This window comes from Angustibacter luteus, from assembly GCF_039541115.1.
GTDB classification, from domain to species: Bacteria; Actinomycetota; Actinomycetes; order Actinomycetales; family Angustibacteraceae; genus Angustibacter; species Angustibacter luteus.
This window is the reverse complement of the sequence record NZ_BAABFP010000005.1, coordinates 976167-1001928: the sequence shown is the minus strand read 5'-3', so window position 1 is coordinate 1001928 and position 25762 is coordinate 976167. Positions and strand designations below refer to the sequence as shown.

General features: G+C 72.4%; 25 protein-coding genes. 10 read left to right on the top strand and 15 right to left on the bottom strand.

The window, feature by feature from the left end:
• Positions 1-47 precede the first annotated feature (47 nt).
• Positions 48-2120: a P-loop NTPase fold protein gene (locus tag ABEB17_RS13960; RefSeq protein WP_345717287.1), complete on the top strand. Its 2073-nt coding sequence runs from the start codon at positions 48-50 to the stop codon at positions 2118-2120.
• A 17-nt stretch (positions 2121-2137) separates the two neighbouring features.
• A complete protein-coding gene (locus ABEB17_RS13955) occupies positions 2138-2488 on the top strand; it encodes a hypothetical protein (protein WP_345717286.1) in 351 nt (116 codons plus the stop codon).
• A 73-nt stretch (positions 2489-2561) separates the two neighbouring features.
• On the opposite strand, the gene ABEB17_RS13950 is transcribed toward ABEB17_RS13955, so the two are convergent.
• On the bottom strand, positions 2562-3458 hold the full coding sequence (locus tag ABEB17_RS13950; RefSeq protein WP_345717285.1) for an intradiol ring-cleavage dioxygenase: 897 nt from the start codon (positions 3456-3458) through the stop codon (positions 2562-2564).
• An 85-nt stretch (positions 3459-3543) separates the two neighbouring features.
• On the opposite strand from ABEB17_RS13950, the gene ABEB17_RS13945 reads away from it, so the two are divergent.
• Positions 3544-4347 (top strand): methyltransferase domain-containing protein, encoded by an 804-nt coding sequence (locus tag ABEB17_RS13945; RefSeq protein WP_345717284.1) that lies wholly within the window; start codon positions 3544-3546, stop codon positions 4345-4347.
• Here ABEB17_RS13945 and ABEB17_RS13940 read toward each other — a convergent pair.
• Both ABEB17_RS13940 and glnA read right to left on the bottom strand, forming a co-directional pair.
• Entirely contained in the window at positions 4344-4664 is a 321-nt protein-coding gene (locus ABEB17_RS13940; RefSeq protein WP_345717283.1) for a putative quinol monooxygenase, read from the bottom strand. The genes ABEB17_RS13945 and ABEB17_RS13940 overlap by 4 nt on opposite strands.
• A gap of 106 nt (positions 4665-4770) precedes the next feature.
• Complete coding sequence (gene glnA / locus ABEB17_RS13935; RefSeq protein ID WP_345717282.1) at positions 4771-6195, bottom strand: type I glutamate--ammonia ligase; 1425 nt, start codon at positions 6193-6195, stop codon at positions 4771-4773.
• Between the two features lie 155 nt (positions 6196-6350).
• On the opposite strand from glnA, the gene ABEB17_RS13930 reads away from it, so the two are divergent.
• Positions 6351-6770 (top strand): RDD family protein, encoded by a 420-nt coding sequence (locus tag ABEB17_RS13930; protein WP_345717281.1) that lies wholly within the window; start codon positions 6351-6353, stop codon positions 6768-6770.
• Positions 6771-6818: 48 nt separating this feature from the next.
• On the opposite strand, the gene ABEB17_RS13925 is transcribed toward ABEB17_RS13930, so the two are convergent.
• The 3 genes from ABEB17_RS13925 to lipA all read right to left on the bottom strand — a co-directional run bounded on the left by ABEB17_RS13925 (position 6819) and on the right by lipA (position 8941).
• Positions 6819-7019 carry a hypothetical protein gene (locus tag ABEB17_RS13925; protein ID WP_345717280.1) on the bottom strand — a complete coding sequence of 67 codons (201 nt, stop codon included), beginning with the start codon at positions 7017-7019 and terminating at the stop codon, positions 6819-6821.
• Positions 7020-7152: 133 nt separating this feature from the next.
• Positions 7153-7884, bottom strand: a complete 732-nt coding sequence (locus tag ABEB17_RS13920; RefSeq protein ID WP_345717279.1) for a DUF4191 domain-containing protein — start codon at positions 7882-7884, stop codon at positions 7153-7155.
• A 55-nt stretch (positions 7885-7939) separates the two neighbouring features.
• Positions 7940-8941: a lipoyl synthase gene (gene lipA / locus ABEB17_RS13915; protein WP_345717278.1), complete on the bottom strand. Its 1002-nt coding sequence runs from the start codon at positions 8939-8941 to the stop codon at positions 7940-7942.
• 159 nt (positions 8942-9100) lie between these two features.
• On the opposite strand from lipA, the gene ABEB17_RS13910 reads away from it, so the two are divergent.
• Positions 9101-9259: a hypothetical protein gene (locus ABEB17_RS13910; RefSeq protein WP_345717277.1), complete on the top strand. Its 159-nt coding sequence runs from the start codon at positions 9101-9103 to the stop codon at positions 9257-9259.
• On the opposite strand, the gene lipB is transcribed toward ABEB17_RS13910, so the two are convergent.
• Positions 9228-9896: a lipoyl(octanoyl) transferase LipB gene (gene lipB / locus ABEB17_RS13905; RefSeq protein WP_345717276.1), complete on the bottom strand. Its 669-nt coding sequence runs from the start codon at positions 9894-9896 to the stop codon at positions 9228-9230. The genes ABEB17_RS13910 and lipB overlap by 32 nt on opposite strands.
• Positions 9897-9994: 98 nt before the next feature.
• Here lipB and ABEB17_RS13900 point away from each other — a divergent pair, with 98 nt between their 5' ends.
• Both ABEB17_RS13900 and ABEB17_RS13895 read left to right on the top strand, forming a co-directional pair.
• On the top strand, positions 9995-12505 hold the full coding sequence (locus ABEB17_RS13900) for an MMPL family transporter (RefSeq protein ID WP_345717275.1): 2511 nt from the start codon (positions 9995-9997) through the stop codon (positions 12503-12505).
• The gene (locus ABEB17_RS13895; protein WP_345717274.1) at positions 12502-13521 is read left to right on the top strand and encodes a Gfo/Idh/MocA family protein; all 1020 of its coding nucleotides are present in this window, start codon (positions 12502-12504) and stop codon (positions 13519-13521) included. The genes ABEB17_RS13900 and ABEB17_RS13895 overlap by 4 nt, the downstream gene beginning before the upstream one ends.
• A gap of 37 nt (positions 13522-13558) precedes the next feature.
• Here ABEB17_RS13895 and ABEB17_RS13890 read toward each other — a convergent pair whose 3' ends face one another.
• Genes ABEB17_RS13890 through ABEB17_RS13875 form a run of 4 tightly spaced genes read right to left on the bottom strand, consistent with a single transcriptional unit; the run spans position 13559 to position 16661 of the window.
• Positions 13559-14305, bottom strand: coding sequence for an SRPBCC domain-containing protein (locus ABEB17_RS13890; RefSeq protein ID WP_345717273.1), 747 nt, complete (start codon positions 14303-14305; stop codon positions 13559-13561).
• On the bottom strand, positions 14302-14619 hold the full coding sequence (locus ABEB17_RS13885) for an ArsR/SmtB family transcription factor (protein ID WP_345717272.1): 318 nt from the start codon (positions 14617-14619) through the stop codon (positions 14302-14304). The genes ABEB17_RS13890 and ABEB17_RS13885 overlap by 4 nt, the downstream gene beginning before the upstream one ends.
• Positions 14620-14662: 43 nt before the next feature.
• Positions 14663-15394, bottom strand: coding sequence for a Type 1 glutamine amidotransferase-like domain-containing protein (locus ABEB17_RS13880; protein WP_345717271.1), 732 nt, complete (start codon positions 15392-15394; stop codon positions 14663-14665).
• Complete coding sequence (locus ABEB17_RS13875) at positions 15384-16661, bottom strand: NAD(P)/FAD-dependent oxidoreductase (RefSeq protein WP_345717270.1); 1278 nt, start codon at positions 16659-16661, stop codon at positions 15384-15386. The genes ABEB17_RS13880 and ABEB17_RS13875 overlap by 11 nt, the downstream gene beginning before the upstream one ends.
• A gap of 99 nt (positions 16662-16760) precedes the next feature.
• Between ABEB17_RS13875 and ABEB17_RS13870 the strand changes: the two genes are divergently transcribed.
• A complete protein-coding gene (locus ABEB17_RS13870; RefSeq protein WP_345717269.1) occupies positions 16761-18260 on the top strand; it encodes a protein kinase domain-containing protein in 1500 nt (499 codons plus the stop codon).
• Here the strand turns inward: ABEB17_RS13870 and ABEB17_RS13865 are convergent.
• Genes ABEB17_RS13865 through lpdA form a run of 3 tightly spaced genes read right to left on the bottom strand, consistent with a single transcriptional unit; the run spans position 18208 to position 22471 of the window.
• Positions 18208-19092 (bottom strand): TIGR01777 family oxidoreductase, encoded by an 885-nt coding sequence (locus tag ABEB17_RS13865; protein ID WP_345717268.1) that lies wholly within the window; start codon positions 19090-19092, stop codon positions 18208-18210. The two genes, ABEB17_RS13870 and ABEB17_RS13865, sit on opposite strands and share 53 nt — an antisense overlap.
• Positions 19093-19144: 52 nt before the next feature.
• Positions 19145-21031, bottom strand: coding sequence for a 2-oxoglutarate dehydrogenase, E2 component, dihydrolipoamide succinyltransferase (gene sucB, locus ABEB17_RS13860; RefSeq protein ID WP_345717267.1), 1887 nt, complete (start codon positions 21029-21031; stop codon positions 19145-19147).
• Between the two features lie 54 nt (positions 21032-21085).
• Complete coding sequence (gene lpdA / locus ABEB17_RS13855) at positions 21086-22471, bottom strand: dihydrolipoyl dehydrogenase (RefSeq protein ID WP_345717266.1); 1386 nt, start codon at positions 22469-22471, stop codon at positions 21086-21088.
• A gap of 197 nt (positions 22472-22668) precedes the next feature.
• Here lpdA and ABEB17_RS13850 point away from each other — a divergent pair, with 197 nt between their 5' ends.
• Complete coding sequence (locus tag ABEB17_RS13850) at positions 22669-23004, top strand: oxidoreductase (protein WP_345717265.1); 336 nt, start codon at positions 22669-22671, stop codon at positions 23002-23004.
• Here ABEB17_RS13850 and ABEB17_RS13845 read toward each other — a convergent pair.
• Positions 23001-24524, bottom strand: coding sequence for a leucyl aminopeptidase (locus ABEB17_RS13845; protein ID WP_345717264.1), 1524 nt, complete (start codon positions 24522-24524; stop codon positions 23001-23003). The two genes, ABEB17_RS13850 and ABEB17_RS13845, sit on opposite strands and share 4 nt — an antisense overlap.
• A gap of 92 nt (positions 24525-24616) precedes the next feature.
• Between ABEB17_RS13845 and gcvT the strand changes: the two genes are divergently transcribed.
• The gene (gcvT, locus tag ABEB17_RS13840) at positions 24617-25762 is read left to right on the top strand and encodes a glycine cleavage system aminomethyltransferase GcvT (RefSeq protein WP_345717263.1); all 1146 of its coding nucleotides are present in this window, start codon (positions 24617-24619) and stop codon (positions 25760-25762) included.

Here is a 25762-nt window from a genome sequence, read left to right as displayed (position 1 = left end):
GCGAGGCAGGACTCACCCTCAGCGAGGAGGGGACCACAGTGTCGCGGATGGGGCTGACAGCGGACCGGGCCGAGTCCAAGCGGCGCAAGGCCGCAGAGCCACCGCCGCCCAGCTTCGTCGAGTCGCTCGAGCCGATCGTCGCGCGGGACGAGCTCAAGGTCTTCGCGAAGCACTGGCCCGAGTTGTCGGCGCACGCTCGACGCGTCGACGAGGCGGAGTTCCTCGCGCGTCGTTCGTCGTGGACGCACCTTCGCGTCGAGGCGTTGACGCGTCGCGCGCAGCGGGTCACGTCGGCCCGGCGACGACGCATCCTGTTCGGCGTCGCCACTGGTCTGGTCGCTGTGATGATCGCCGCGGTCGCCGTGGCCGTCGTCGCGGGCTGGTTGTTCGGCTGGGGCAGCCTCGGAGACATCACGTGGATGAGGTCCTGGTGGCAGCGTGCCTTCGTCGTGGTTCTCCTCCTGGTTGCGGCTTCCATCATCGTGGTGATCTTCGAGACCCTCGCGGAGCACGTGCGAGAAGCGGAGAACGATACCGAGGTGCCGCGGTTGGACAGGCAGTGGAAGGACGAGTCCGACGTCTTCCTGGCTGAGTCCTACCGGCGCGCCATCAATCGGGTCCTCGGCCCCCAGGGCCTGCTGTCGTTCCCGGAGACGGCCCCTGACCTGGTCGAGCTGGCGGCGGACCGGATCGTTCCCTCGTCGACGATCGCCTACGTGACCCAGTTCGTTGCCGGGCACCGGACGTCGGCGATCGGGATCGCCGGGCCCCGCGGCAGTGGCAAGAGCACGCTCATGCTCTCCGTGGCGGCAGAGTCGGGCACGCTGGCGTTGCCGATCCTGGCGGCGAGCAAGTACGAGACCACAGACCTGCTGCGTCGGCTCGCCTTCGCTGCGGCCCGAGCAGTCGGGGACCGGTCCGCCGTCATGGCAGACGTGCAGGTCGCGCGGCGGCGGCAGATGCGCCGGACGTTCGTGCTGGAGCTGGCGGTCGTCGTTGGCATCTGGCTGCTGCTGGCGGACTGGAACGACTGGCCGGTGATCAGGCGTCTCGGTCCCGTCGGCGTGTTCGGCGCTCTGCTCGCCGCGGTCGGCCTCAGTGCGTTCATCGGAACGGTCCTCGGTGTCACCCGAGTCCGCCGGGAGGGTACGTCTGCCGCTGATCTGGCCGCCGCCCTCGCGGCAGACCTGCGGATGGAGCAGACGGAAGGTGAGGAGGGCAAGGCCTCGCTCCAGCTCACATCCGTTCTCGGGCTGGAGCGGACCACGAGCCGCAGCTCCACTCATCGCGGGCTGACCTACGGGGACCTGATCGATCGGCTCACGGCAGTGCTGCACCAGATGGGTGTCGAACGCGGAGCCAACGGACGGGTCGTCGTGATCGTCGACGAGCTCGACAAGCTGCCGGACGTCGAGTCGCTCACGAACGTCATCAACTCCATGAAGGACTTGTTCCACATCCCTCGGGTGCACTTCCTGGTGAGCGTCTCGGACGAGGCCATGGCGTCGTTCTCGCTGCGGGGCCTGCAACCTCGGGACGCGTTCGACTCGTCATTCGACGCGATCGTGGACATCGCCCGACTGGCGCCGGACGAGGCCCTTGCGGTTCTCGAGTCACGCGTCGCCGGGTTTCCGTCCTCGCTGGCCCTGTTCTGCGCCGTCTGGTCGGGCGGCCTACCGCGGGACGTGATCCGCGCCGCTCGCGGGTGCATCGAGATCTACTGGCGCTTCGAGGATGCCCAGACCTGGCGGCACACGGCAGAGGAGTTCATCCGGCAGGACGTCGACCGGCGCCTGGGTGCGGTCGAGCGCACGGTCGAGCGCACGGTCGAGCGCACCCCGGGCAACGACCTGACGGGGTGGCGGCAGGTCGTCGAGGTCTGGCTCGCGTCCGGGTTGAAGGAGGCGGACCTGGCGCTTCCCTTCAGCTCGGAGCCGCAGCTGGCCTCGGTCATGGCTTTCGCGGCGTGCGCCGTCCGAGCACTGGAGCTGGTGGCAGGGGGCGACAGCGACGCGGTCGATCGCGTGCAGCTGGGTTTGCTGACCTCCGCGGTCGCTGATCTCGCCGGTGGACCCGCCGCGGCTGGCCGGGCGGCGGTCGCCGTCGGCGCCACGCTCTGACGTGCCACCATGTCGCCATGGCGACGTACGAGGTCAACCCCGACGCCGTGGCGCACGTCAGGGCGCTGATCGACAAGCGGCAGTACGTGCTGGACAGCGACTGGGGCGACGTCCAGCCTGGCGCGGCCGCGCAGAACGACTACCTCGAACGTCACTCGTGGGCCGAGTACGGCGCGTGGCACCTCGGGCTCACCGCGGGCGCGAGCGAGGAGACCAAGGCCCGCTTCGCGTTCGTCGCGGGGGACTTCCGCCGGGTGCACCGGACCGCGCTGATCGCCTGCGTCTACCGCGCCTCCGAGTGGCGGCACAAGGACGTCGAGCTCGCGGCGCACGACCTGCTGCAGCACCTCGACCAGGTCAGCTCCTAACCTCGCCGAGTGACACCGTGGCAACGGCGTGCGTCAGAGCGAACGCCGTTGCCACGCTGGACATCTCAACGGGCTAGATCGGGACGCGCAGGTTGGCCTGGTAGCCGGCGTTGGTCGAGCCGGTGACCTTGGCCAGCTGCAGCGAGTACCCGTCGGAGAAGACGTTGTCGGAGTCCAGGCTGACCTGGCCGAGGTTCGCCACGCTGGCCTCGTAGCCGGAGGTGGCGTAGACCTCGCGGCAGACGTCCTCGGGCAGGGCCAGCTGCGACGTCCGCATCCGGTTCGAGGCCGACGTCGCGTCGTCCGTGCTGGGGTAGACCTCGAAGTGGATGTGCGGCCAACGACCGGAGTAGCAGGCCGGGAAGATCGAGGTGAAGGTGACCTTGCCGTCGGCGTCGGCCTCCTGCACACCGCGCAGGTAGTTCTCGCCCTTGATGGCGTCGTCGTACATCGAGTAGCGGCCCTCGCGGTCGCAGTGCCACGCGTACACGGCGGCGCCCGCGGCCGGCTTGCCCGCGTCGTCGCTGCCGCTGACGTCCACGACCGTGAGCGTGAAGGTCAGGGGGACGCCCTCGGCCACCGCGCTGGCGTCGCCGAAGCTCGATCGCAGGTCGCTGCGCACGATGCCGGACTCCGTCAGCACGTTGGTGCCGTTGGTGCCGTCCGCCGGGTACGGGCCGCCGGTCTCCTCCGGGATCTCGCCGTCGCCGACCGAGACGTTGGACTGCGGCGCACCTCCGCCGGGGCCACCGCCGTCCGGCGGACCCTGCTGGGTCTGGCTCGTCGAGCCGGAGGCGTCATCCCCTCCGGCGCCACACGCCGCCAGCGCGGCCACCAGCCCGGCTCCGCCTACGAGGGTGAGGGCCCGACGCCGGCTCAGCAGGGTCGGCAGGTCGTGCGACAGGCCGCGGTCGTGCTCGTCGTCGTGCTCGTCGTCATGCGCGTCGTGGTGCGCGTCCTGGTGGCTCATGCCGTCCACGCTAGGGGCGCTGTCTGGACGAGTACGGCGCTGTGCCTGGGAGTCCGCTGGGCGTCGGGAGGACTAGCCTCCAGGCATGGATCGGTACGTGATCCGTGGTGGCGCGGCCGGGGCCGACCGGCTGCAGGTGCTGGCCCGCAGCTGGGCGGCGACGACGGGCGACCTGCTCGATCTGGCGGGCGTGGCGTCGGGGCAGACGTGCCTGGACGTCGGCTGCGGCGCCGGCGACGTGACACTCGAGCTGGCCCGGCGGGTGGGGCCCACGGGTCGGGTGACCGGCGTGGACATGGACGCGGTCACGCTGGACGTCGTCCGCGAGCGCGCCGCCGACGAGGGACTCACCTGGGTGGACCTCGTCGAGCTGGACGTGCACGACCTCGCGGAGCCCAGCACGTACGACCTCGCCTACTGCCGCAACCTGTTGCAGCACCTGACTCGCCCCGTCAGCGTCGTCCGGAGCATGTGGGAGGCGGTCCGCCCCGGCGGCGTGCTCGTGCTGGAGGACGCGGACTTCGAGGGCTCGTTCTGCTACCCGCCGCACGCCGGGTTCGACTTCTGGGTGGACCGGTACCAGCGGGTGCTGCGCAGCTACGGGGGCGACCCGCAGAGTGGCCGCAAGGTGGCTGCCCACCTCCTGGCCGTCGGTGCACCGTCGCCGCAGACCCGGGTGGTGCAGCGGGCGGACCTGGTGGGGGAGCCGAAGTCGATGCCACTGCTGACCGTCCAGGCCACCGCCGACGCGATGCTGGACGCCGGGATCGCGACCGAGGCGGAGATCGCCTGGGCCTGCGAGGCGCTGGCCGCGCTCGCGGACGACGACAGCACGCTCGTGGGGTCTCCGCGGATCGTGCAGGCCTGGGCCCGGCGCCCGGCCACCTAGGCGACCGTGATCTCGCCCATCTCGTCCCAGCCGGACCCCTCGACCTGGCGGCTCACGATCCGCGGTGTGGCGGTCAGCGCCTGACCGAGCTCGGCGGTCGCCTTCTTGAAGTGCGCGCTGTTCACGTGCGGCCCGGCGCCGTCGTCCGTGAACGCCTCGACGAGGACGAACTCGGCCGGGTCGTCCACGCTGCGCGACCACTCGAACCACAGGTTGCCGGGCTCCTGGCGGGTCGCCGAGGTGAAGTCGGCCACCAGGTCGAGCCAGCGATCGGTCCACTCCGGCTTGGTCTGGAACTTGACCACGATGAAGTACATCCGTCGAGCCTACGACCCACCTGGCCCGACAACGTGGCAACGGCGTCCGCCAGGGCGAACGCCGTTGCCACGATCTGTCCGGCGCGTCAGGGAGCGCGCCGGACCGTCAGAGGTCGAAGTAGAGCTCGAACTCGTGCGGGTGCGGCCGCAGGCGGATGGGGTCCACCTCGTTGGTCCGCTTGAAGTCGATCCAGGTGGCGATCAGGTCCGGCGTGAACACGTCACCCTCGGTGAGGAAGTCGTGGTCGGCCTCGAGCGAGTCCAGCACCTCGGAGAGCGTGCCGGGCACCTGCTGGATGGAGGCGTGCTCCTCCGGCGGCAGCTCGTAGAGGTCCTTGTCGATCGGGTCCGGCGGCTCGATCCGGTTGCGGATGCCGTCGATGCCGGCCATCAGCATCGCCGAGAACGCCAGGTACGGGTTGCTCGACGGGTCCGGCACGCGGAACTCGATGCGCTTGGCCTTCGGGTTCGACCCGGTGACCGGGATGCGCACGCAGGCCGAGCGGTTGCGGGCCGAGTACACCAGGTTGACCGGCGCCTCGTAGCCGGGCACCAGCCGGTGGTAGGAGTTCACCGTCGGGTTGGTGAACGCCAGCAGGGACGGCGCGTGCTTGAGCAGACCGCCGATGTACCAGCGGGCCGTGTCGGACAGGCCGCCGTAGCCGCGCTCGTCGTAGAACAGCGGCTCGCCGTCCTTCCACAGCGACTGGTGGCAGTGCATGCCCGAGCCGTTGTCACCGAAGAGCGGCTTCGGCATGAAGGTGGCGGTCTTGCCGTGCTGGTGCGCGACGTTCTTCACGACGTACTTGAAGAGCATCACCTTGTCGGCGGACTTGGCGAGCGAGTCGAAGCGGTAGTTGATCTCCGCCTGCCCCGCGGTGCCGACCTCGTGGTGCGAACGCTCCACCTGCAGGCCCAGGGCGTCGAGCTCGAGCACGATCTGGTCGCGCAGGTCGGCGAAGTGGTCGACCGGCGGGACCGGGAAGTACCCGCCCTTGTACGGCGTCTTGTGGCCGAGGTTGCCACCCTCCTCGACGCGACCGGTGTTCCAGGCGCCCTCGATGGAGTCGATGTAGTAGTAGCTGGCGTTCTGCTTCGTCTCGAAGCGGACGTCGTCGAAGATGTAGAACTCGGCCTCGGGGGCGAAGAACGCCGTGTCCGCGATGCCGGTCGACTTCAGGTACGCCTCGGCCTTGGCGGCCACCTGGCGGGGGTCGCGGCTGTACGGCTCGTCGGTGTACGGGTCCACGATGGAGAAGTTGACGACCAGCGTCTTCTCGACCCGGAAGGGGTCGATGAACGACGTCTCGACGTCGGGGATGAGCTTCATGTCGGACTCGTGGATCGCCTGGAAACCGCGGATCGACGAGCCGTCGAACATCTGGCCGTTGGTGAAGAACTCCGCGTCACAGGAGACTGCGGGCACGTTGAAGTGCTGCATCACGCCCGGCAGGTCGCAGAAGCGGACGTCGACGAACTTCACGTCCTCGTCCTTGATGTACTTCATGACCTCGTCGGCGTTGCTGAACATCCATCCTCCTTGTGGGGCGGGATCCACTACCGATCCGAACGCTAGGCAGCGGCGGTTTCCCGTCAGTGTCTCGAATGTTTCCCTGAGGTTACGAGGCGGGCGCCCGGTATCGGGGAGGTGAAATCTGCCGTCGCGGCGGCCCGTAGGCTGCGCGGGTGGACGACGACAACGCCGAGCCGGTTGCAGCGGCGGCTGCCGACTACCCGGGGGAGCGGCTGGGCCTGCCCGAGGAGGGCCGGGGTTCGGTCGCCCGGATCGGACGACGGCTGGCGGCGCTCGCCCTGGACTGGGGCTTGGCGCTGCTGATCTCGCGGGTGCTGCTGCATGGCAACGAGTGGGTGACCCTCGGCGTCTTCGCGGCCTTCCAGGCCGTCTTCGTCAGCGCGTTCAACGCGGGACCGGGCCACCTGGCGCTGGGGCTGCGGGTCACCCGGGTGGACGGCGCCGCCGTCGACCCGCTGCGGGCGCTCGGACGCGCCGTGCTGCTGTCGCTCGCGGTACCGGCGCTGATCTGGGACCGCGACCAGCGCGGCCTGCACGACCAGTTCATGGGCACGGTGCTGCGCAGGGCCTGAGGCCCTGCACAGCACCGGATCGACCTGCGGTCTGGGGTCAGCAGGCGTTCAGCTGGCGAGCCGGACGGGCCGCGAGGCCAGGTCGAGCGCGTCCAGCTCGCTGGCCTGACGGGCCAGCCGGCCACGCTCGGCCTCGACGGCGCGGGCCGCGTTGGCGATGGCGCCCTCGGACAGCACGGCGTCCGCTCGGCGGACCCACACGCCCATGATCCGTAGGGCCTGGTTGGTCGTCGTCACGTTCTGGACCATGAGTGCCTCCCCTGGCGTCGTCGTCGTGCTGGCTTCTCGACGAGTCCCAGTAGACCGGTCGCAGGTTACGGCCGTGTGTCCTCAGGTGAAGAAGTGGAGAAACGTGACTGCGGTGACCAGGCTGCCGCAGGGGTCAGCGGCCGCGCATGCCCTTGCGGTCGGGGCGCGCGCGGGTCGGGTCGATGCCCTTGGGCACCGGCAGCGGCGTCGAGCCGAGCGCCCGCAGCCGCTTGTTCACCGCGATGACCTCGTCCTTGGACAGTGCCGGACGCATCCGGTTGAGCTTGCCGACGAGCTTGCGCACCGGCACCTCGTCGTCGCCGGTGCCGATCCGGATCAGCGTGACCGGCACGTTCGGGACGACGCGACTGACCCGCTTGCGCTCCTTGTCGCCGAGCCGCTGGGCTCGCCCGGCCGGCCCTTCGAGGACCAGGACCACGCCCGGCCGCCCGATCGCCCGGAAGACCATCGCCGCGCTGGCCATGTCGCCCGGCTTGGTGGCCTCGATGGCCACCGGCTGCTCGTCCCGGAACCATCCCTTCCGCAGGGCGCCGAGGGCGGCGCCGCCGCCACCGACCTGGCCCTCGAGCCGCCCGTAGGCGGCCCGCTCGGTGCGGCGGACCATGATGACGCCGGCTGCGAGCACGGCCATCGGCACGCCGAGCACGGACAGGTAGATCGTGTGCCCGATCACGATGCCGAGCACGACGAACACGGCCTCGACGAGCACGAAGGCGCCGAGCATCCACCAGACCACGGCAGGGTCGAGCGTGCGGGCCTGGCTGAAGGCGGCGCCGATCGTCCGGAGCCGCTTGAAGCGCTGCTTCTTGGCGGGCTCGGCGGCGGAGTCGGTAGTGCGGGCCATCGTGGAGTTCCTCGAGTTCGTGCGGCGGGTGCGGTAGGGCGGTGGGGGGTCTTGCTCAGCGAGCCAGCAGGCTAGCGGCCTCCTGCGAGGCGGTGCCCGCCTGGGCGAGGTGGGCCAGCTCCTCGGGCAGCTCGTCGCCGCGGCGCTGCATGGCCTGGGCCCAGAGCCGGCCGGCCCGGTACGACGAGCGGACCAGCGGCCCGGCCATCACGCCGGCGAAGCCGAGCTCGGTCGCCTCGTCGGACAGCTCGACGAACTCCTCGGGCTTCACCCAGCGCTCGACCGGGTGGTGCCGCGGGCTCGGGCGCAGGTACTGGGTGATGGTGATCAGGTCGCAGCCGGCCTCGTGCAGGTCGCGCAGCGCCTCGCTGATCTCCTCGCGGGTCTCACCCATGCCGAGGATGAGGTTCGACTTGGTGACCAGCCCGGCGTCCCGGCCCATCGTGATCACGTCGAGCGAGCGCTGGTACCGGAAGGCCGGGCGGATCCGCTTGAAGATGCGCGGCACGGTCTCGACGTTGTGCGCGAAGACCTGCGGGGCGGCGTCGATGACCTGGTTGACCTGCGCCGGGATGCCGTTGAAGTCCGGGATCAGGATCTCCACACCGGTACCGGGGTTGAGCGCGTGCACCTGGCGGATGGTCTCGGCGTACAGCCAGGCTCCGCCGTCCGGCAGGTCGTCGCGGGCGACACCGGTGATGGTGGCGTAGCGCAGGCCCATGGTTGCGACGGACTCGGCGACGCGGCGGGGCTCGTCACGGTCCAGGTCGCTGGGCTTGCCGGTGTCGATCTGGCAGAAGTCGCAGCGACGGGTGCACTGCTCGCCGCCGATCAGGAAGGTGGCCTCGCGGTCCTCCCAGCACTCGAAGATGTTGGGGCAGCCGGCCTCCTGGCAGACGGTGTGCAGACCCTCGCCCTTCACCAGGGACTTCAGCTCGGTGTACTGCGGACCCATGCTCGCCTTGGTCTTGATCCAGGACGGCTTCTTCTCGATCGGGGTCTGCGCGTTCCGGGCCTCCAGACGCAGCATCTTGCGTCCCTCAGGCGCGATCGTCACGTGCCACTCCTCCTCGCAGGACGGTCCCGCCGCCTGACGGGACCAACCCCCTCAGCCTACGCCGGGCGCGTGGCATTCCCGGAACGTGCTACCGCCAGCGCTCAGGTCGAGCCCCCGGTGAGCCGATATCACGGCTGTCAGTGTCCCGAGGAGGCCCCCATGGCTGTCATCACCGTCACGTCGCAGGTCCCGTCGACCGGTCAGGTCCGACAGCCGCACCCGCTGGTGCGCGCCACGGCCGTGTCCTCCGCCATCGGGCTGGTGGCCGGCCTGGTGCTCGGGATGATCACGCAGGCGCAGGAGCACGACCGGGGCTGACCTGCTCGAGCGTCTCGACGACCCGGCGCTCGACCAGCGGTAGCACCTCGGCGACGCTCACGTCCCGCCCCAGCTCGATGCTGAGCGAGGTGACGGCCGCGTCCGAGATGCCGCAGGGCACGATGATCCGGGCCCACGACAGGTCGCAGTCGCAGTTCAGTGCGAAACCGTGCATGGTCACGCCCTGCGAGACCCGGATGCCGATCGCACCGAGCTTGCGGTCGGGCCCGCGCTGGTCCGCCTGGACCCACACGCCGCTGCGCCCGTCGATCCGGGTCGTCTCCAGGCCGAGGTCGGCGCACACGGCGATCAGCGCGCCCTCCAGCCGGCGTACGTGGGCGACGACGTCCACCGGGTCGGGCAGCCGGACGATCGGGTAGCCGACCAGCTGCCCGGGGCCGTGCCAGGTGATCTTGCCGCCGCGGTCGACGTCCACCACCGGGGTGTTGTCGAACGGCCGCTCGTGCGGCTCGGTGCGCTTCCCGGCGGTGTACACCGCCTCGTGCTCGAGCAGCAGCAACGTGTCCGGCGACTCGCCTGCGACGACGCTGGCGTGCACCTCGCGCTGGCGCTGCCACCCGTCGAGATAGGGCACGGCGTCCGGGACGAATCCCTCGTGGACCACGGTCAACGACATGCCCCCAGGTTACGCGAGCGGGGCAGCTGGCGGACGTCCGGCACCGGGGACTCTAGAGTCGTCGTCCTGGGGCGTCGTGCGTCGATCTGGGAGGGACCGTGAGTACTGGGGGACCGGACACGGGTGGCCGGGCAGCCCGTGGTCGCGCCGCGCGCCGTCGTGCCACGCGGCGCCGGGCCGTGCTGCGCGCCGTCGGCCTGGCGCTCATCGCAGCCGCTTGGCTCGGCGTGGCCAGCGTGGGTGGTCCGCTGGTCGGGCGGCTGTCGGAGGTGCAGGAGAACGACAACGCCAACTTCCTGCCCAAGTCCGCCGAGTCCACCAAGCTGGCCGCGCAGGCGGAGAAGTTCTCCGACAGCTCGACCTTCCCGGCCTTCCTGGTGCTCGAGCGGGCCAGCGGGATCACCGCCGAGGACAAGACGCAGGTCACCGCGTTCACCGAGGACCTGCCGTCCGTCGCGATCCCGGTCGACCCGGCGTCCGCTGCCGGCCGCACCTACACGCTCGAGGACTTCCTGGCCCCGGGGCCGGTGCCGGTCGTGCCCAGCGAGGACGGGAAGGCGCTCCTGGTCCCGATCGCCCTGGACGGCGACAAGGCGGGCGACTCGCTGCCGGACGGCGAGAGCGTGGTCGGCCAGTCGGTCGAGGCGATCCGCGGGGCCGCCGCCAGCGACCTGGAGTCGACGGGCCTGAAGGCCTACGTCACGGGGCCGGCCGGGTTCACCGCCGACCTGGTGACGGCGTTCGGTGGGATCGACGGCAAGCTGCTCGGGGTCAGCCTGACGGCCGTCTTCATCATCCTGCTGCTGGTCTACCGCAGCCCGCTGCTCCCGCTGGCCGCCCTGATGACGTCGGCGTTCGGCCTGTCCGCCGCCGCCCTGGTGATCTTCCCGCTCGCCAAGCACGGCACCATCACGCTCGACGGCCAGAGCCAGGGGATCCTGTCGATCCTGGTGATCGGCGCCGCGACGGACTACTCGCTGCTCCTGGTCTCGCGCTACCGCGAGGAGCTGCACGACCACGAGAACAAGTACGTGGCGATGCGCCGCGCCTGGCGGGGCTCGGTCGAGCCGATCGCGGCCAGTGCCGCGACCGTCATCCTCGGCCTGCTCTGCCTGCTGCTCAGCGAGCTCGGCTCGACCCGTGGCCTCGGCCCCGTGGGCGCCCTCGGCATCGCGGGCGCGCTGCTGGCCGCGCTGACCCTGCTGCCAGTGCTGCTGCTGGTCCCGCTGATCATCCTGGGCATCGTGGTCTGCGGGGCGGCCTTCGCGATCGGCGCGGTCCTGGTGGCGCCGTGGCTCGGCCTGGTGCTGGTCCTGCTGGTCCTGGCCGGCGGTGGCTGGTTCGCCGTGCAGCGCTGGCGGTTCCTGCGGTCGCAGGAGGACGACGGACCGCTGCCCTGGTACGCCAAGGCCCCGTCCGGGCGCTGGCTGTTCTGGCCGCGCACCCCGCACGTCGACCACGTGCACCGCGAGGACGTGATGCGGGGCAACGGGATCTGGGGTCGGGTGGCCCGGCTGGTCGGTCGCCACCCGCGCACGGTCTGGTCCGGCACGTTGCTGGTCCTGCTCTGCGCCGGCCTCTTCGCGCCCACCCTCAAGGCGAGCGGGATCAGCACCTCCGACCTGTTCCGCGACCCGGTGGAGTCGGTCGCGGGGCAGGAGGTCCTGGCCGCGCACTTCCCGGGCGGCGCGGGTAGTCCCGCGATCATGGTCCTGGCCGAGACCGACACCGAGCAGGCCCTGGACGTCGTGCGCGGGGTGGAGGGGGTCGCGTCGGCGCAGGTGCTCACCGACACCTCGATGGCGACCGCGACGTCACCCGGCCCGCCCAAGGTGGTGGATGGCCAGGTGGAGGTGCAGGCCACCCTGACGCCGTCGGCGGACAGCCCCGAGGCCGAGGACGTCGTCCGCCGGCTCCGCACCGCGGTCGACGCGGTCGGCCAGGACGTGCTGGTGGGCGGCAACACCGCCGTGAACCTCGACGTGCGCGAGGCGAGCCGGCGGGACCTGACGGTGATCATCCCGGCGATCCTCATCGTGATCCTGCTCGTGCTGATGCTCCTGCTGCGGGCGGTGGTGGCCCCGCTGCTGCTGATCGCCGCGAACGTGGTGTCGTTCGGCGCGACCATCGGGATCAGCGCGCTGATGTTCAACCACGTGTTCGACTTCCCCGGCGGCGATCCGTCGATCCCGTTGTACGCGTTCGTCTTCCTGGTCGCGCTCGGCATCGACTACTCGATCTTCCTGATGACCCGAGTGCGCGAGGAGGCCGGGCACCGGGGCACCCGACCGGGCGTGCTCGTCGGGCTCGCGGTGACCGGCGGGGTGATCACCAGTGCCGGCGTCGTGCTGGCGGCGACCTTCGGTGCACTGGCGACCATCCCGATCCTGTTCCTGCAGCAGATCGCGTTCATCGTGGCGTTCGGCGTCCTGCTCGACACGCTCGTCGTGCGATCGCTGCTCGTGCCCGCGCTCAGCTACGACGTCGGCGCGCGCATCTGGTGGCCGACGAGGTACGGCGCCGAGGTCGACGACCAGGACGGCTCTGAGCCCGGTGCGCCTGAGCCCCACAACCCCGGGCCCGAACCGGCGACGGCGGCCCTCCCGTGAGCGGGCGCGCGCGCGTCGGGCTCGTCGGGTTCGGCTCAGCCGGGGCCGGGATCCACACCCCACTGCTGCGAGCGGCCGGCCTGGACGTCGTCCGGGTGGTCACGTCGGACGCCGGCCGACGGGCCGACGTGGAGCGGGAGTGGCCCGACGCGGTCTGCCTGTCGTCGATCGCGGCGTTGCTGGCCGAGCCGGGCCGGCTGGACGTGCTGGTGCTGGCCAGTCCCAGCGGTGTGCACGCCGAGCAGGCCATCGCCGGGCTGCAGGCCGGGGTGCCGGTCGTGGTGGACAAGCCGCTGGGCGTGGACGGCGACCAGGCCGCCCGCGTGACCCAGTGCGCGGACGACCTCGGCGTCCCGCTGACCGTGTTCCAGAACCGGCGCTGGGACGCGGAGCAGCTCACCCTGCGACGGCTGCTCGCGGACGGTGAGCTGGGCGAGGTGTTCCGGTTCGAGCGCCGGTGGGAGCGCTGGCGGCCCGAGCCGAAGGACCGCTGGCGGGAGAACGCCACGGCAGCCGACGGGGGAGGGCTGCTGCTCGACCTGCACAGCCACCTCGTGGACTCGGCCGTCCAGCTGTTCGGGCGCGTACGCCGGGTCTACGCCGAGCTGGCGGCGCACACCACCCCCAGCGAGGACGACGCGTTCCTGGCGCTGGAGCACGAGAGCGGGGTGCGCAGCCACCTGGGCGCGCTCTCCGTGGCCGGTGCGCCCGGGCCGCGCACCCGGGTGCTGGGCCGGGCGGGTAGCTACGTGGTGACCGACTTCGAGGCCGAGGCCACCGCGTTCGCCGACTTCGCGGACCCGGATGACGAGCACTGCGGGTGGGTGGTCGCCGGCGACGAGCGCCGTGCCGTGCCGCGGGCACCGGGCAGTGCCGTGGACTTCTACCGGGCCGTCGCCGAGGCAGTGACCACGGGCAGCCCGATGCCGGTCGACCCGCACGACGCCGTCCACGTGCTCGATGTGCTGGATGCCGCGCGGGTCAGCGCTGCCCAGCACCGTGTCGTCCCCCTCTGAAGGGGCTGCGCGTCCCACGTCAGGGAGGGTGGGAGCGTCAGAGGGCGGAGAGCTGGACCCGCCAGGGGCGCACCCGCACGGTGAGCAGACCGCCCGCGACGGACCGGTCGTCCTGCGTCGCCAGCCGCTCGACGTCCACGTCACCGTCCTCGGGCCGGACCCGGATGACGGTCATGCCGGCGCCCGCCTCATCGGTCAGGGGGCCGGCCGCCACGAGCAGCCCGTCGGCGGCCAGCCGGCCGAGGAACGCCACGTGCTCGGCGAAGAGCGGGTGCTGCATCAACGGCCCGTCGCTAGGAGCGAGCCGACCCGGCAGGTGCTGCAGCGCGAACCAGCGGGTGTCCTCGTGGTCCGGCGGGATCCCCAGGTGGCGACCGAACGGGAGCAGGACGGCGACCCAACCGCCCGCGTAGCTGTCCCGGCCGGACTGCGGATCGGCCAACCGCTCCCACCCCGAGTGCACCAGCCGGACCAGCGTCCCCTCGTCGTCCGGGCTGAACGTTACCTCGACCTCGGTGGCCCGGTCGGGCCCGGCGCCCGGGTGCCAGGCCAGCCGCAGCAGCTCGGGCTCGCGCCGCTCGAGGACCTCCGCCCAGACACTCACCTGGCCGTCGGCGGCCCGCTCGACGACGGCGTCGCCCTCGAACGCCACGGACGACGTCGCGCCGTGCACGCTGAACCCGCCGAGCGGCCACCACCCGCCCAGGTGTGCGGTGAACACGGCGTAGGCGGTAGCGGGGTCGACGGCGACCCGCAGCTCGCGGACCACGGGGGCCAGGGTCATGGGCGGTCTCCTTGCTCGAGGTGGGCGGCGAAGGCGGCCAAGGCGTTGTCCCACAACCCGACCAGCCACTGCTGGACGGGCGCCAGCCCGTCGGGGGCGAGGGCGTAGAGGTTGCGGGTGCCGGCGGAGCGGTGCTCCACCAGGCCGGCGCCCTCCAGCACCTTCAGGTGCTTGCTGACGGCCGGCCGCCCGATGGGCAGCCGGTCGGCGAGCTCGCCCACCGGCAGCGCCCCCTCGCGCAGGACGACGAGCACCTGTCGACGCATCGGGTCACCGAGGGCGTCGAGGGCGAGGGCAGCCGTTTGGTCGCTCATGAGTAACCGTTACTCTAGGGTGACCAATGGCGTCGCGCAAGGGTCAGACGCCGGGCAGCACCCGGGGCTCGATCCGCTCCTCCACGGCTGCACCGGCCTCGCGGCGCACGACGTAGGCCCCCTTGCCACGCTGCTCCGTCACGGCCTCGACCAGCTCGGTGCCCCGGTAGACCAGGCCGACCCCGTCGTCCGTGCAGTGGGTGACCGGCAGCGTGCCGTCGGCCACCAACCGGTGCACCAGCGGACGCCGGCGCGCCTCGCTGTCGTAGTGCACGCCGTTGCCGTAGGGCAGCAGACCCAGCCCGTTCGTGACCGCGCGCAGCTCCGGCCCGAACGAGTCCGTCGTCCCGCCGACGTACCAGCAGATCGAGCCCGCAGAGACCCCGGCCAGCACCACGCGGGCCGCCCAGACCCGGCGCAGCACCTCGTCGAGCTCGTGCACCCGCCAGACCGCGAGCAGGTTCGCCACCGACCCGCCGTTCACCCACACCACGTCCTGCGCCAGCAGGTGCCCCTCGACGTCCTCGACGCTCGGCATGGGGAACAGCGAGAGGTGCGAGAAGTCGTAGCCCGCCGTGCGCGCGGCCTCGTCCAGCTCGGCATTGAACGAACGCTGGTCGCCGATGGCCGTGCCGATGTGGCAGACCCGCGGCCGGCCCGTCGTGCCGGAGAGCTCCACCGCGTGCTGCACGAGCGGCGCGAAGTCCAGCCGGTGCCGATGGGCCGGGACGTACCCGCCCGAGGTCGCCAGGATCGTCGGCTGGTCAGCGGGCATGCACGTCCTCCGGGACTCCGAGATGGGCCAGCACGGCGGTCGCCGCGCGGCGTCCGGAGACTAACGCGCCCTGGATCGACGCCGTGTCGCGGTGGTCGCCGGCCACGAACAGCCCGTCGCGCAGGTCCACCGGCTGGCGCACGTCCAGCGGCGGCAGCATCGCGGGAAGGGCGTCCGGGATCGCGTACGTCGCGACCAGCTCCCAGGGGCGTGGGTCCGCGCCGTACACCAGCCGCAGCTGGGCCCGCACCGCGCGCTCGACGGCCGGGTCCTCGCGCGCCCCGAGGACCGTCGTGGCCACCAGCGCTCCCCGGCCCCCCGCGTACGCCGGCGCGACGTTGGACACCACCGCCGAGTTCACCAGCGGCCCGCGCCGACCGCCGTCCAGGTGCAGCATCGCCGCGCTGCTCGGCGCCGTCTCGGCCAGGTGGTAGTACGTCGTCAAGCCCCGCATCGCCACCGTGGGCAGGTGGGCCAGCCGGGTCGCCGTCCGCGGATCGGTAGCCACCACGGTCGCGGACGTCGTCACGATCCCCGCGTCGGTCGCCACGGAGGTGCCGGTCACCGAGACGGCCCGGACGCCCAGTGCCAGCGCGTCGGGCGCCAGCCCGGCGGCGAGCTGGCGGGGGAGCGCCGCCATCCCCGCGGCGGGCAGGGCCGGGGTGCCGCGCACGAACGCGCGGACCAGCAGCTCCACGAAGCGTCGCGAGGTCTGCCCGCTGTCGTCGGCGAGCACGCCCGCCAGGAAGGGGTCGACCACGCTGGTGCGCAGCCGACCGGTGATCGAGCGCTGCGCGAGGGCGGCGGACAACGGCTCGTCGTCGGCGGCCAGCAGCTCGGCCGGATCAGCCCGGACGACGTCCACGGCCCATCGCGCCAGCGCCAGCTTCTCGCGCACCGAACCCGGCCCGGTCAGGGTCGAGCGCAGGTGCTGCGGCAGGCGACGCGGGTCGGCGAGCACCGTTCGGCGCCCGCCCTGGGCCACGACCACCCCCGGCTCGAAGGGGCGCAGGTCGAGCGCCCCCAGGTCGAGCACGCCCAGCCGGGCCAGCCGGTGCAGCTCGGGGTAGGACGGGTTCAGCAGCTGGAAGCCGCGATCCAGCTGCAGTCCGTCGACGCTGTCCGTGCGCACGCGTCCGCCGACGTCGTCCGAGGCCTCGACCACCAGCACGTTCAGCCTGGCCCGGTGCAGCGCGACGGCGGCGGCCAGCCCGGCCAGTCCGGCACCGATCACGACCACGTCGACGCGGGCCGGCAGTCCCGTCACGTCGGTCTCCGTTCGTCCGGTCGGGTGGCAGCCCGAGGCTACCGCCGAGCCTGTGGACAGCGCCCGCGGTGAATCGTCCGGTTCCGCCAGGCTTGGGGCATGCCCAGTCTGCCGATCGACCCGCCTGCGCCCGTCCTGCCCGGCTACCGGCTCCGGCGCCTGCTCGGCCGAGGCGCCAGCGCGCAGGTGTGGGCCGGCGAGCAGGGCCAGACCGGCCGGCCGGTCGCCGTCAAGCTGGTCCCCGCCGGCCCGGATGCGGAGCGCGAGCTCGCCGTGCTGCGCGCCGTTCGGCACCCGCACGTCGTCCGACTGATCGACGTGGTCACCCGGCACGACGTGGTCACCGGGCACGATGAACTGGCGCTCGTCACCACCCTGCTGGACGGCGGGACGCTGGCCGGCGTCGTCGCGGCCCGCGGCCGGTTGCGCCCCGGCGAGGTGGTCACGACCATCGCCCCGCTGGCCCAGGCGCTCGCGGACCTGCACGCGGCTGGGGTCGAGCACGGTGACCTGGCCCCGGGCAACGTGGTCTTCGACGGCGACGGACGACCCTTCCTGACCGACCTCGGCACCGTGCGCGTCACCGGGGCACCGCGCGCCGAGGTGTTCGGCACCCCTGGGTTCGTCGACCCCGCCGTGCTGGCGGGGCGGCCGGGTGGGCCGGCGAGCGACGTCTACGGACTGGGAGCGCTGTGCTGGTTCGCCCTCGTCGGGTCGCCGGTGCCGACCCCCATGTGCCGTCCGGCGCTCGTCGACGAGGCACCCACCGCGCCGGGGGCGCTGGTGGCCGTGGTGGAGTCAGCGCTGGCGCCCGACCCGGCGAGCCGACCGGCTCCCGCCGAGCTGGCGGCAGCCCTGCACGCGGCCGCCGCGGCGGAACCGGTCTGGCGACCGGGGTTGGCGCCGTCGGACGGCGGCCTGACCCGCCGGGTCGGGACGGGGCCACCCGAGCAGCCCCACGCGATCGGGCCGAGGCATCGCAAGGATCCGCGGCGCGCTCGGTGGGCGGTCATGGCCGGCGCGGTCGCTCTGGTGCTGGCGGTCGGGGGCGGCGCCGTCGTCGGGTCGCGCCCGGAGGCGGTCGCCCAGCAGCCGCGGCTCGCCGCCGCGACCCGGCCCACGGCGCACTCCACCAGCAGGGCACCGGCCATCAGCTCGGCGGCCGAGGCGCTGCCGGTGATCGGCCGGCTCGCGGTGACCCGGACCGCCGCCCTGAGTCGCGTTCCACCCGCCTGTGGCCGCGCCGCACCGCAGCCCGGGGCGGCCGGGTCCGTGCCCGGGTCGACAGCCGACCGGGCCGACCAGCAGGTGCTCGCCGGGCTGGCGTCGCGCTGCCTGCACCTGCGGGGCCTGACGCTGCTGCCGCGGCAGGCGAGGGTCGTCTCGCCCGGCCGCGACCGGGTCGTCGTGGACGTGGTCGTCCAGGAGTCCGCCTACGACGTGGTCGAGGCCTCCGGCGCGGTGGTGCAGCACGTGGCCGCCGTCGCCGGCCGGCGTTCGCGGCTCACGCTGGTCCGGACGTCGGGTGGCTGGCGGGTGGAGCGGGTCAGCTCGACACCCAGCGCACGGCGTCCGCCAGCGTCGGGTGCTCGAAGGTGAACCCGGCGTCCAGCAGGCGCCGCGGGACCACCCGGTGGCTGGCCACGATCGTCTCGCTGAACTGGCCCACGGCTGCGCGCAGCGCGAACGTCGGCGCGGGCAGGATCGCCGGCCGGTGCGCCTGCCGAGCGAGCGCGCGAACCAGCTCGCGCTGTGGGACGGGGTCCGGCGAGCTCAGGTTCACCGGACCGGGAAGGTCGCCGTCCAGCAGCCTGGTCAGCGCACGCACCTGGTCGTCCAGGGTGATCCAGCTCCACCACTGGTCACCGGGGCCGATCGGACCGGCCAGACCGAGGTTGACCAACGGCCGCAGCCGTTCCAGGACGCCGCCCTTTCGGGCCAGCACGAGGGCCGACCGGGCGTACGAGACGGCGATGCCGGCCTCGCGGGCCGATGCTGTCGCCCCCTCCCACGCCTCGACGACGTCGCTCAGGAACGCCGTCCCACGTCCCGACCGCTCGGTCACCTCGGTGTCGGTGTCCGGGTAGTAGTCGATGCCGGACGCGCTCACCAGGACCCGCGGGGCCGGGTCGAGCTCGGCGATGGTGCGGCTGATCAGCGTGGTGCCGTCCACCCGGGACTGAAGGATGGTGCGCTTGTACGACGCCGTCCAGCGGTGGTCGCCGACTCCGGCGCCGGCCAGGTGGACGACCGCATCGGTGCCCTGTAGGGCCGCCACGTCGATGCGTCCCTCGTCGGGGTCCCACCGGGCCTGGTGCCGGGACGCGGGGGTGCGGCGGACCAGGGACAGCACCTCGTGGCCCTGCTCGCGCAGGTGGGGCACGAGGGCCGAACCGATCAGCCCGGAGGCACCTGTGACGACGACCTTCATGTGCTGCGGACCTCCCGGGCCGGGTTGCCCCGGCCCGGGAGGGCGCGGAGCGTCAGAGCCCGAGGTCGGCCTCGAAGGCGCCTTCCTCCAGGCGGTCCTTCATGGCCACCAGGAAGCGTGCGGCATCGGCGCCGTCCACGATCCGGTGGTCGTAGCTGAGGGCCAGGTAGACCATCGAGCGGATCGCGATCGTCTCACCGCCGTCGGAGTCCTGCACGACGACCGGTCGTTTGACGACCGCCCCCGTGCCGAGGATCGCGACCTGCGGCATGTTGATGATCGGCGTGTCGAACAAGGCGCCGCGGCTGCCGGTGTTGGTCAAGGTGAACGTGCCACCGCCGAGCTCGTCCGGGGCGATCTTGTTGGCCCGGGTGCGCTCGGCGAGGTCGGACACCTTCCGGGCGATGCCCGCGATGTTGAGATCGCCCGCGTCCCGGATCACCGGAACGATGAGGCCCTTGTCGGTGTCGACGGCGATGCCGAGGTTCTCCTGGGAGTGGTAGACGATCTCGTCGCCCTCGATGCTCGCGTTCACGGTCGGGTGCGTCTTGAGCGCCTCCACCGCAGCCTGCGCGAAGAACGGCAGGAACGAGAGCTTGACGCCCTCGCGGGCGGCGAAGTCGTTCTTGGCCCGCCCGCGCAGCCGGGCGATCTTCGTGACGTCGACCTCGATGACCGTGGTCAGCTGGGCCGAGGTCTGCAGCGACTCGACCATCCGCTGGGCGATCAGTCGGCGCAGCCGGGTCATCTTCTCCGTCGTGCCGCGCTTGGCCGACACGCCGGCCGGCACCCCGGAGGCAGCCGCCGGGGCGGGCGCGGCTGCGGCGGGCTTGGCGGCGGCCGGCTCGGGCTCCGCTGCCTTCTTCGCCGCGGCGGCGGCATCCAGCACGTCCTGCTTGCGGACGCGCCCGCCGACGCCGGTGCCCTCGACGCCTGCCAGGTCCACGCCGTGCTCAGCGGCCAGCTTGCGCACCAGGGGGGTCACGTAGCTTGACGCGTCACCCGCGGGTGCGGGTGCAGGTGCGGCCGCGGACGGCGCGGACGGCGCGGGGGTGGCTGCCGGCTCGGGCTGGGCCTGGGACTCCGGCTGCTGCGGCTCCGGGGTCGGCGCCGGCTCGGGCTCCGCTTCCGGCTCGGGCTCGGGCTCGGGGTCGGGGGTCCGCTCGGGCTCCGGCTCCGGCTCGGCCTGCTGCTGGGGCTCGCTGGCCCCGCCGCCGATGATCGCGAGCTCGGCGCCGACCGGTACGGTCTCGTCCTCGCCCACGAGCAGCTTGCTCACCGTGCCGGCGACGGGGCTGGGGATCTCGGTGTCGACCTTGTCGGTGGACACCTCGAGCAGCGGCTCGTCGACCTCGACCGAGTCACCCTCGGCCTTGAGCCAACGCGTGACGGTGCCCTCGGTGACGGACTCGCCCAGCGCGGGCATGGTCACCGTGGTGCCGGATCCGGACTCGTCCGAGCCGCCAGACTGCTGCGGCTGGGCCGCGTCGTCGTCGGAGGTGTCGTCGGAGGTGTCGTCGGAGGTCGAGGACTGCTCAGGCTCGGAGGTCTCCGCGCTCGGCTCCTGCTCGGTGGAGGGCTCGGCCTGCTCCTCGGTGGGCTGCTCCGTCGCCTGCTCCGTCGCCTGCTCGTCGCCACCCTCCGCAGCGTCGTCCGAAGCATCGGCACCCTCGTCGGCGCCCCCGTCGGAAGAGCCGGCGTCGCCGTCCCCGATCACGGCGAGGTCGGCGCCGACGGGAACGGTCTCGTCCTCACCGACCAGCACCTCCTGCAGGGTGCCCGCGATGGGGCTGGGGATCTCGGTGTCGACCTTGTCGGTCGAGACCTCGAGCAGCGGCTCGTCGACCTCGACCTGGTCGCCCACCTGCTTCAGCCAACGCGTCACGGTGCCCTCGGTGACGGACTCGCCGAGGGCCGGCATCTTCACCCGCTCTGACATGGGCTGCGCTCTCCTTCGTCGCTGGTACAGGTGGTTCAGTGTCGCGGTCGGATCTCAGGCGTGCACGTGCAGCGGCTTGCCGGCCAGGGCGAGGTGCGCCTCACCCAGCGACTCGTTCTGCGTCGGGTGCGCGTGGATCAGCTGGGCGACCTCCTCGGGGTAGGCCTCCCAGTTCACGATGAGCGAGGCCTCGCCGACCTGCTCACCCATCCGCGCGCCGACCGCGACGAAGCCGACCACGGGGCCGTTCTTCTCGCGGATGAGCTTCACGAAGCCGGTGGTGCCCAGGATCTGGCTCTTGCCGTTGCCGCCCAGGTTGTACTCGAGGGTCTCCACCTGGTCGTCGCCGTACTTCTCCTTGGCCTGCACCTCGGAGAGGCCGACCGAGGCGACCTCGGGGTCGCAGTACGTGATCCGCGGGATGCCGGAGTCGACGACCGGCACGGGCGCGAGACCGGCGATCTCCTCCGCGACGAAGATGCCGTGCGCGAAGCCGCGGTGGGCCAGCTGCAGGCCCGGGACCAGGTCGCCGACGGCGAACACGCCGTCCACGTTCGTGTGCAGTCGCTCGTCGGTGGGGATGAAGCCGCGGTCGACGGTGACGCCGACCTCCTCGTACCCGAGACCGGCGGACGTCGGGCCGCGGCCGACGGCGACGAGGAGCAGGTCGGCCTGCAGCGTCTCGCCACCCTCGAGGGACACGGTGACGCCGCTGTCGTCCTGGCTCACGCTCTCGAACCGGGCGTTCAGCTTGAAGTTGATCTTGCGCTTGCGGAAGGCACGCTCGAGCGCCTTGGAGGCGGCCTCGTCCTCGACCGGCACCAGGTGCGGCAGCGCCTCGACGATCGTCACCTCGGCCCCGAAGGACTTCCAGACGCTCGCGAACTCGACGCCGATCACGCCGCCACCGAGGACGACCACGCTGTTCGGCACCCAGTCCAGGGTGAGCGCCTGGTCGCTGGTGATGACCCGGCCGCCGATCTCCAGACCGGGCAGCGAGCGGGCGTACGAGCCGGTGGCCAGGACCACGTGGCGGCCCTTCACCTGGCGGTCGCCGACCTGCACGGTGTCCTTGGCGACCAGCCGGCCCTCGCCCTCGACGAGCTCGACCTTGTGGGCCTTCGCCAGGCCCTGCAGGCCCTTGTACAGGCGGCTGACCACGCCGTCCTTGTACGAGTTGACCCCGCTCATGTCGATGCCGTCCAGGGCGGTCTTCACACCGAAGCTCGAACCCTCGCGCGCGACGTCCGCCACCTCGGCCGCGTGCAGCAGCGCCTTGGTCGGGATGCAGCCGCGGTGCAGGCACGTGCCGCCCAGCTTGTCCCGCTCGACGAGGGCCACGGACAGACCCAGCTCGGCCGCCCGGAAGGCGCAGGCGTAACCGCCGCTGCCACCCCCGAGGATCACGATGTCGAAGACCTCGCCGGTGCTGTCAGCCACGTCGCCTGCTCCCTTACGTCTCGCGCGCCGCACTTGTGGTGGGCTGCGCTGGTGGTTGGCGGAGCCCATCCTGTCACCAACCCGCAGCGGGCACGCAACGTGGTCGATCTGGACCCCGGGGTGGAACGCTGCGCACGGTCCGGGGCTTCCCGAGGCACACTGGTGGCCCCTGCACCGCTGATCCGGAGGTACGAGGCGTGGCGTGGTTCCGACGTCGTCCCAAGACGGCACCGACTCCGTCCAACCGTCCGACCAAGAAGGACGTCGAGGTCGCGACCGCGCACCTGCGAAACTTCGTGACCACCCGGGTGGGCGTCGAGATGTACGTCGAGCCGCAGACCTCGGTGACGCCGACCACCGCGGTGCTGATCGCGGCCACGGGCGAGTGGACGCGGCGCCGGGTCAGCGGCCCGCAGGCCGCCGGCGACCTGGCCCGTGAGCTCGGCATCCCCGTGTACGACGTCCAGCAGACCGGCTACCCCGGCCGGATGCGTGAGTGGACGTCTCACCAGCGCAAGCAGCAGCAGGGCTAGCTGCTGGCGAACTCCTCGGTGAACTCGACCAGGGTGCGCAGCGAGTGCCCGGTGCCTCCCTTGGGTGTGTAGCCCCACGGCTTGGTCTCGCAGTAGGACGGCCCGGCGATGTCCACGTGCGCCCACGCGATCTTGCCCTCGCCGTCCGCGCGGTCGCCGACGAACTCCTTGAGGAAGATGCCGGCCACGAGCATGCCGCCCATCCGCTCGCCCATGTTCGCGATGTCGGCGACCTGCGAGTCCATGCTCGAGCGCAGCTCGGCCGGCAGCGGCATCGGCCACATCGTCTCGCCGGAGCGCTCCGCCGCGGCGTGGATGCGCCCGCGCAGGTCGTCGTCGTTGGCCATGATCGCGGCGTAGCGGTGGCCGAGCGCGACCACCTGGTGGCCGGTCAGCGTCGCGACGTCGATGATCGCGTCCGGGTACTCCTCACCGGCCGCCACGATCGCGTCGGCCAGCACGAGCCGGCCCTCGGCGTCCGTGTTCAGGACCTCGACGGTGCGTCCGCCGTAGGTGGTCAGCACGTCGGACGGGCGCTGGGCCGTGCCGGACGGCATGTTCTCGGCCAGCGGCACCCACGCGGTCACCTTGACCTTGGTGCGCAGCCGGGCCAGCGCGAGCACGGCCGCGGCCACGGTGGCACCGCCGGCCATGTCGGACTTCATGGTCTCCATGCCCGCCGGCGGCTTGAGCGAGATACCGCCCGTGTCGAACGTGATGCCCTTGCCGATCAGGGCCAGGTGCTTCTTCGCCCCGCGCGGTGCGTAGGTGATCTTGACCAGGCGAGGCGGGCGGCTCGAGCCCAGGCCGACGCCGAGGATGCCGCCGTAGCCACCCTTGGCGAGCGCCTTCTCGTCCAGCACCTCCACCTTGACCGGGTGGGCCTTCGCGGCCGCGACGACCTCGTCGGCGAAGGCGGCGGGGGGCAGGTCGCCGGGGGCGGTGTTGACCAGGTCGCGGACCAGGTGCACGGCCTTGGCGATCTCCTGGGCGCGGCTGGCGGCGGCGTTGGCCGCCTTGTCGGCGGCCAGCGGGGTGAGGACGGTGACGTCGGAGACCGGCGCCTTGACGTCGTCCGCGGTGCGCGCGCGGTGGCGGGTGAACGAGTAGGCGCCGAGCAGGGCGCCCTCGCTCACCGCGGCCACGGCGTCCGCCGTCTTGGCGGGCAGGGCGAAGGCGACGGACGTCGTCCCGGGCAGGGCGCGGGTGGCGGCGCCGGCGGCACGGCGCAGCGTCTCGAGGTCGTACGTCGAGGTGCGTCCGGTCACGGCCTTGCCCAGCCCGGTGAACGCGATCGCGATGGCGGCGACGTCCTTGCCGGCCGGGATCCGCACCACCTGGTCGGTCGCACCGGTGACCCCGATGCCCGCGAGCGCACCGGACAGGCTGGTGCGCAGGGCGCGCGGCAGCACCCCGCCGTCGACCAGGACCGGCCCATCGGCCGAGCTCGCCACACCGACCACCAGAGTGTCGGTCTTGATGGACTTGACGTCCTTGTCGGACAGGCTGAGCGAGGTCACCGAGGGTCCTTCCGCAGGGTTGAGGACCGGGTCACGATCCGCCCCTGATGCTAGACGCCGGGCGGTGCGCCGCGAACGGTAGGTTTCCCCGCATGGCCGACACCACCCATTCGCCCGAGTCCAGCACGTCCTCCGGCTCGCCCCTTCGCCGCTCGCCGCTGCACGAGCGCCACGAGGCAGCCGGCGCGAAGATGGCGGACTTCGGTGGCTGGTCGATGCCGATCGAGTACGCCGGTGGCGGCGTCGTCGCCGAGCACGCGGCCGTGCGCGAGCGGGTCGGCCTGTTCGACGTCAGCCACCTCGGCAAGGCGCGGGTCGCCGGGCCGGGGGCGGCCGACTTCGTGAACGCGGTGCTGACCAACGACCTCGCTCGGATCGGGCCCGGCAAGGCGCAGTACACGATGTGCTGCGACCGCTCCGGCGGTGTGGTCGACGACCTGATCGCCTACCTGCGCGCTGACGACGACGTGCTGCTGGTGCCGAACGCGGCCAACACCGCCGAGGTGGTCCGCCGGATGCAGGGCGCCGCGCCGGACGGGGTCGAGGTCGAGGGCCAGCACGAGGCGTACGGCGTGCTCGCGGTGCAGGGGCCGCTGTCCGACCAGGTGCTCGAGGCGCTCGGACTGCCCACCGGTCACGACTACATGAGCTTCGTGGACGCCGACTGGCAGGGCGTGCCGGTCGTGGTGTGCCGCACCGGATACACGGGGGAGCGGGGCTACGAGCTGCTGCCGCCGTGGGACGCGACGGCCCAGCTGTGGGACGCCCTGGTCGAGGCGGTGACCGTCGCGGGGGGCCGGGTGGCCGGGCTGGGGGCCCGCGACACGCTGCGCACCGAGATGGGCTACCCGCTGCACGGTCACGAGCTGAGCCTGGACATCTCGCCGGTCCAGGCCCGGGCCGGGTGGGCGGTCGGCTGGAGGAAGCCGGACTTCTGGGGGCGGGACGCACTGGTGGCCGAGAAGCAGGCGGGCGCGTCGCGCTTGCTGTGGGGGCTGCTCGCGCTGGACCGCGGCATCCCGCGCGACGGCTTCGTCGTCAAGCGCGACGGTCTGGACGGAGACGAGGTCGGCGTGACGACGTCCGGTACCTTCTCGCCCACGCTGAAGCAGGGCATCGCCCTGGCGCTGCTGGAGCGGTCGGTGGCCGAGGGCGACGACGTCGTCGTCGACGTCCGTGGTCGGGCGCTGCGCTGCCGGGTGGTGAAGCCGCCGTTCGTGGACGTGCAGACCCGCTGA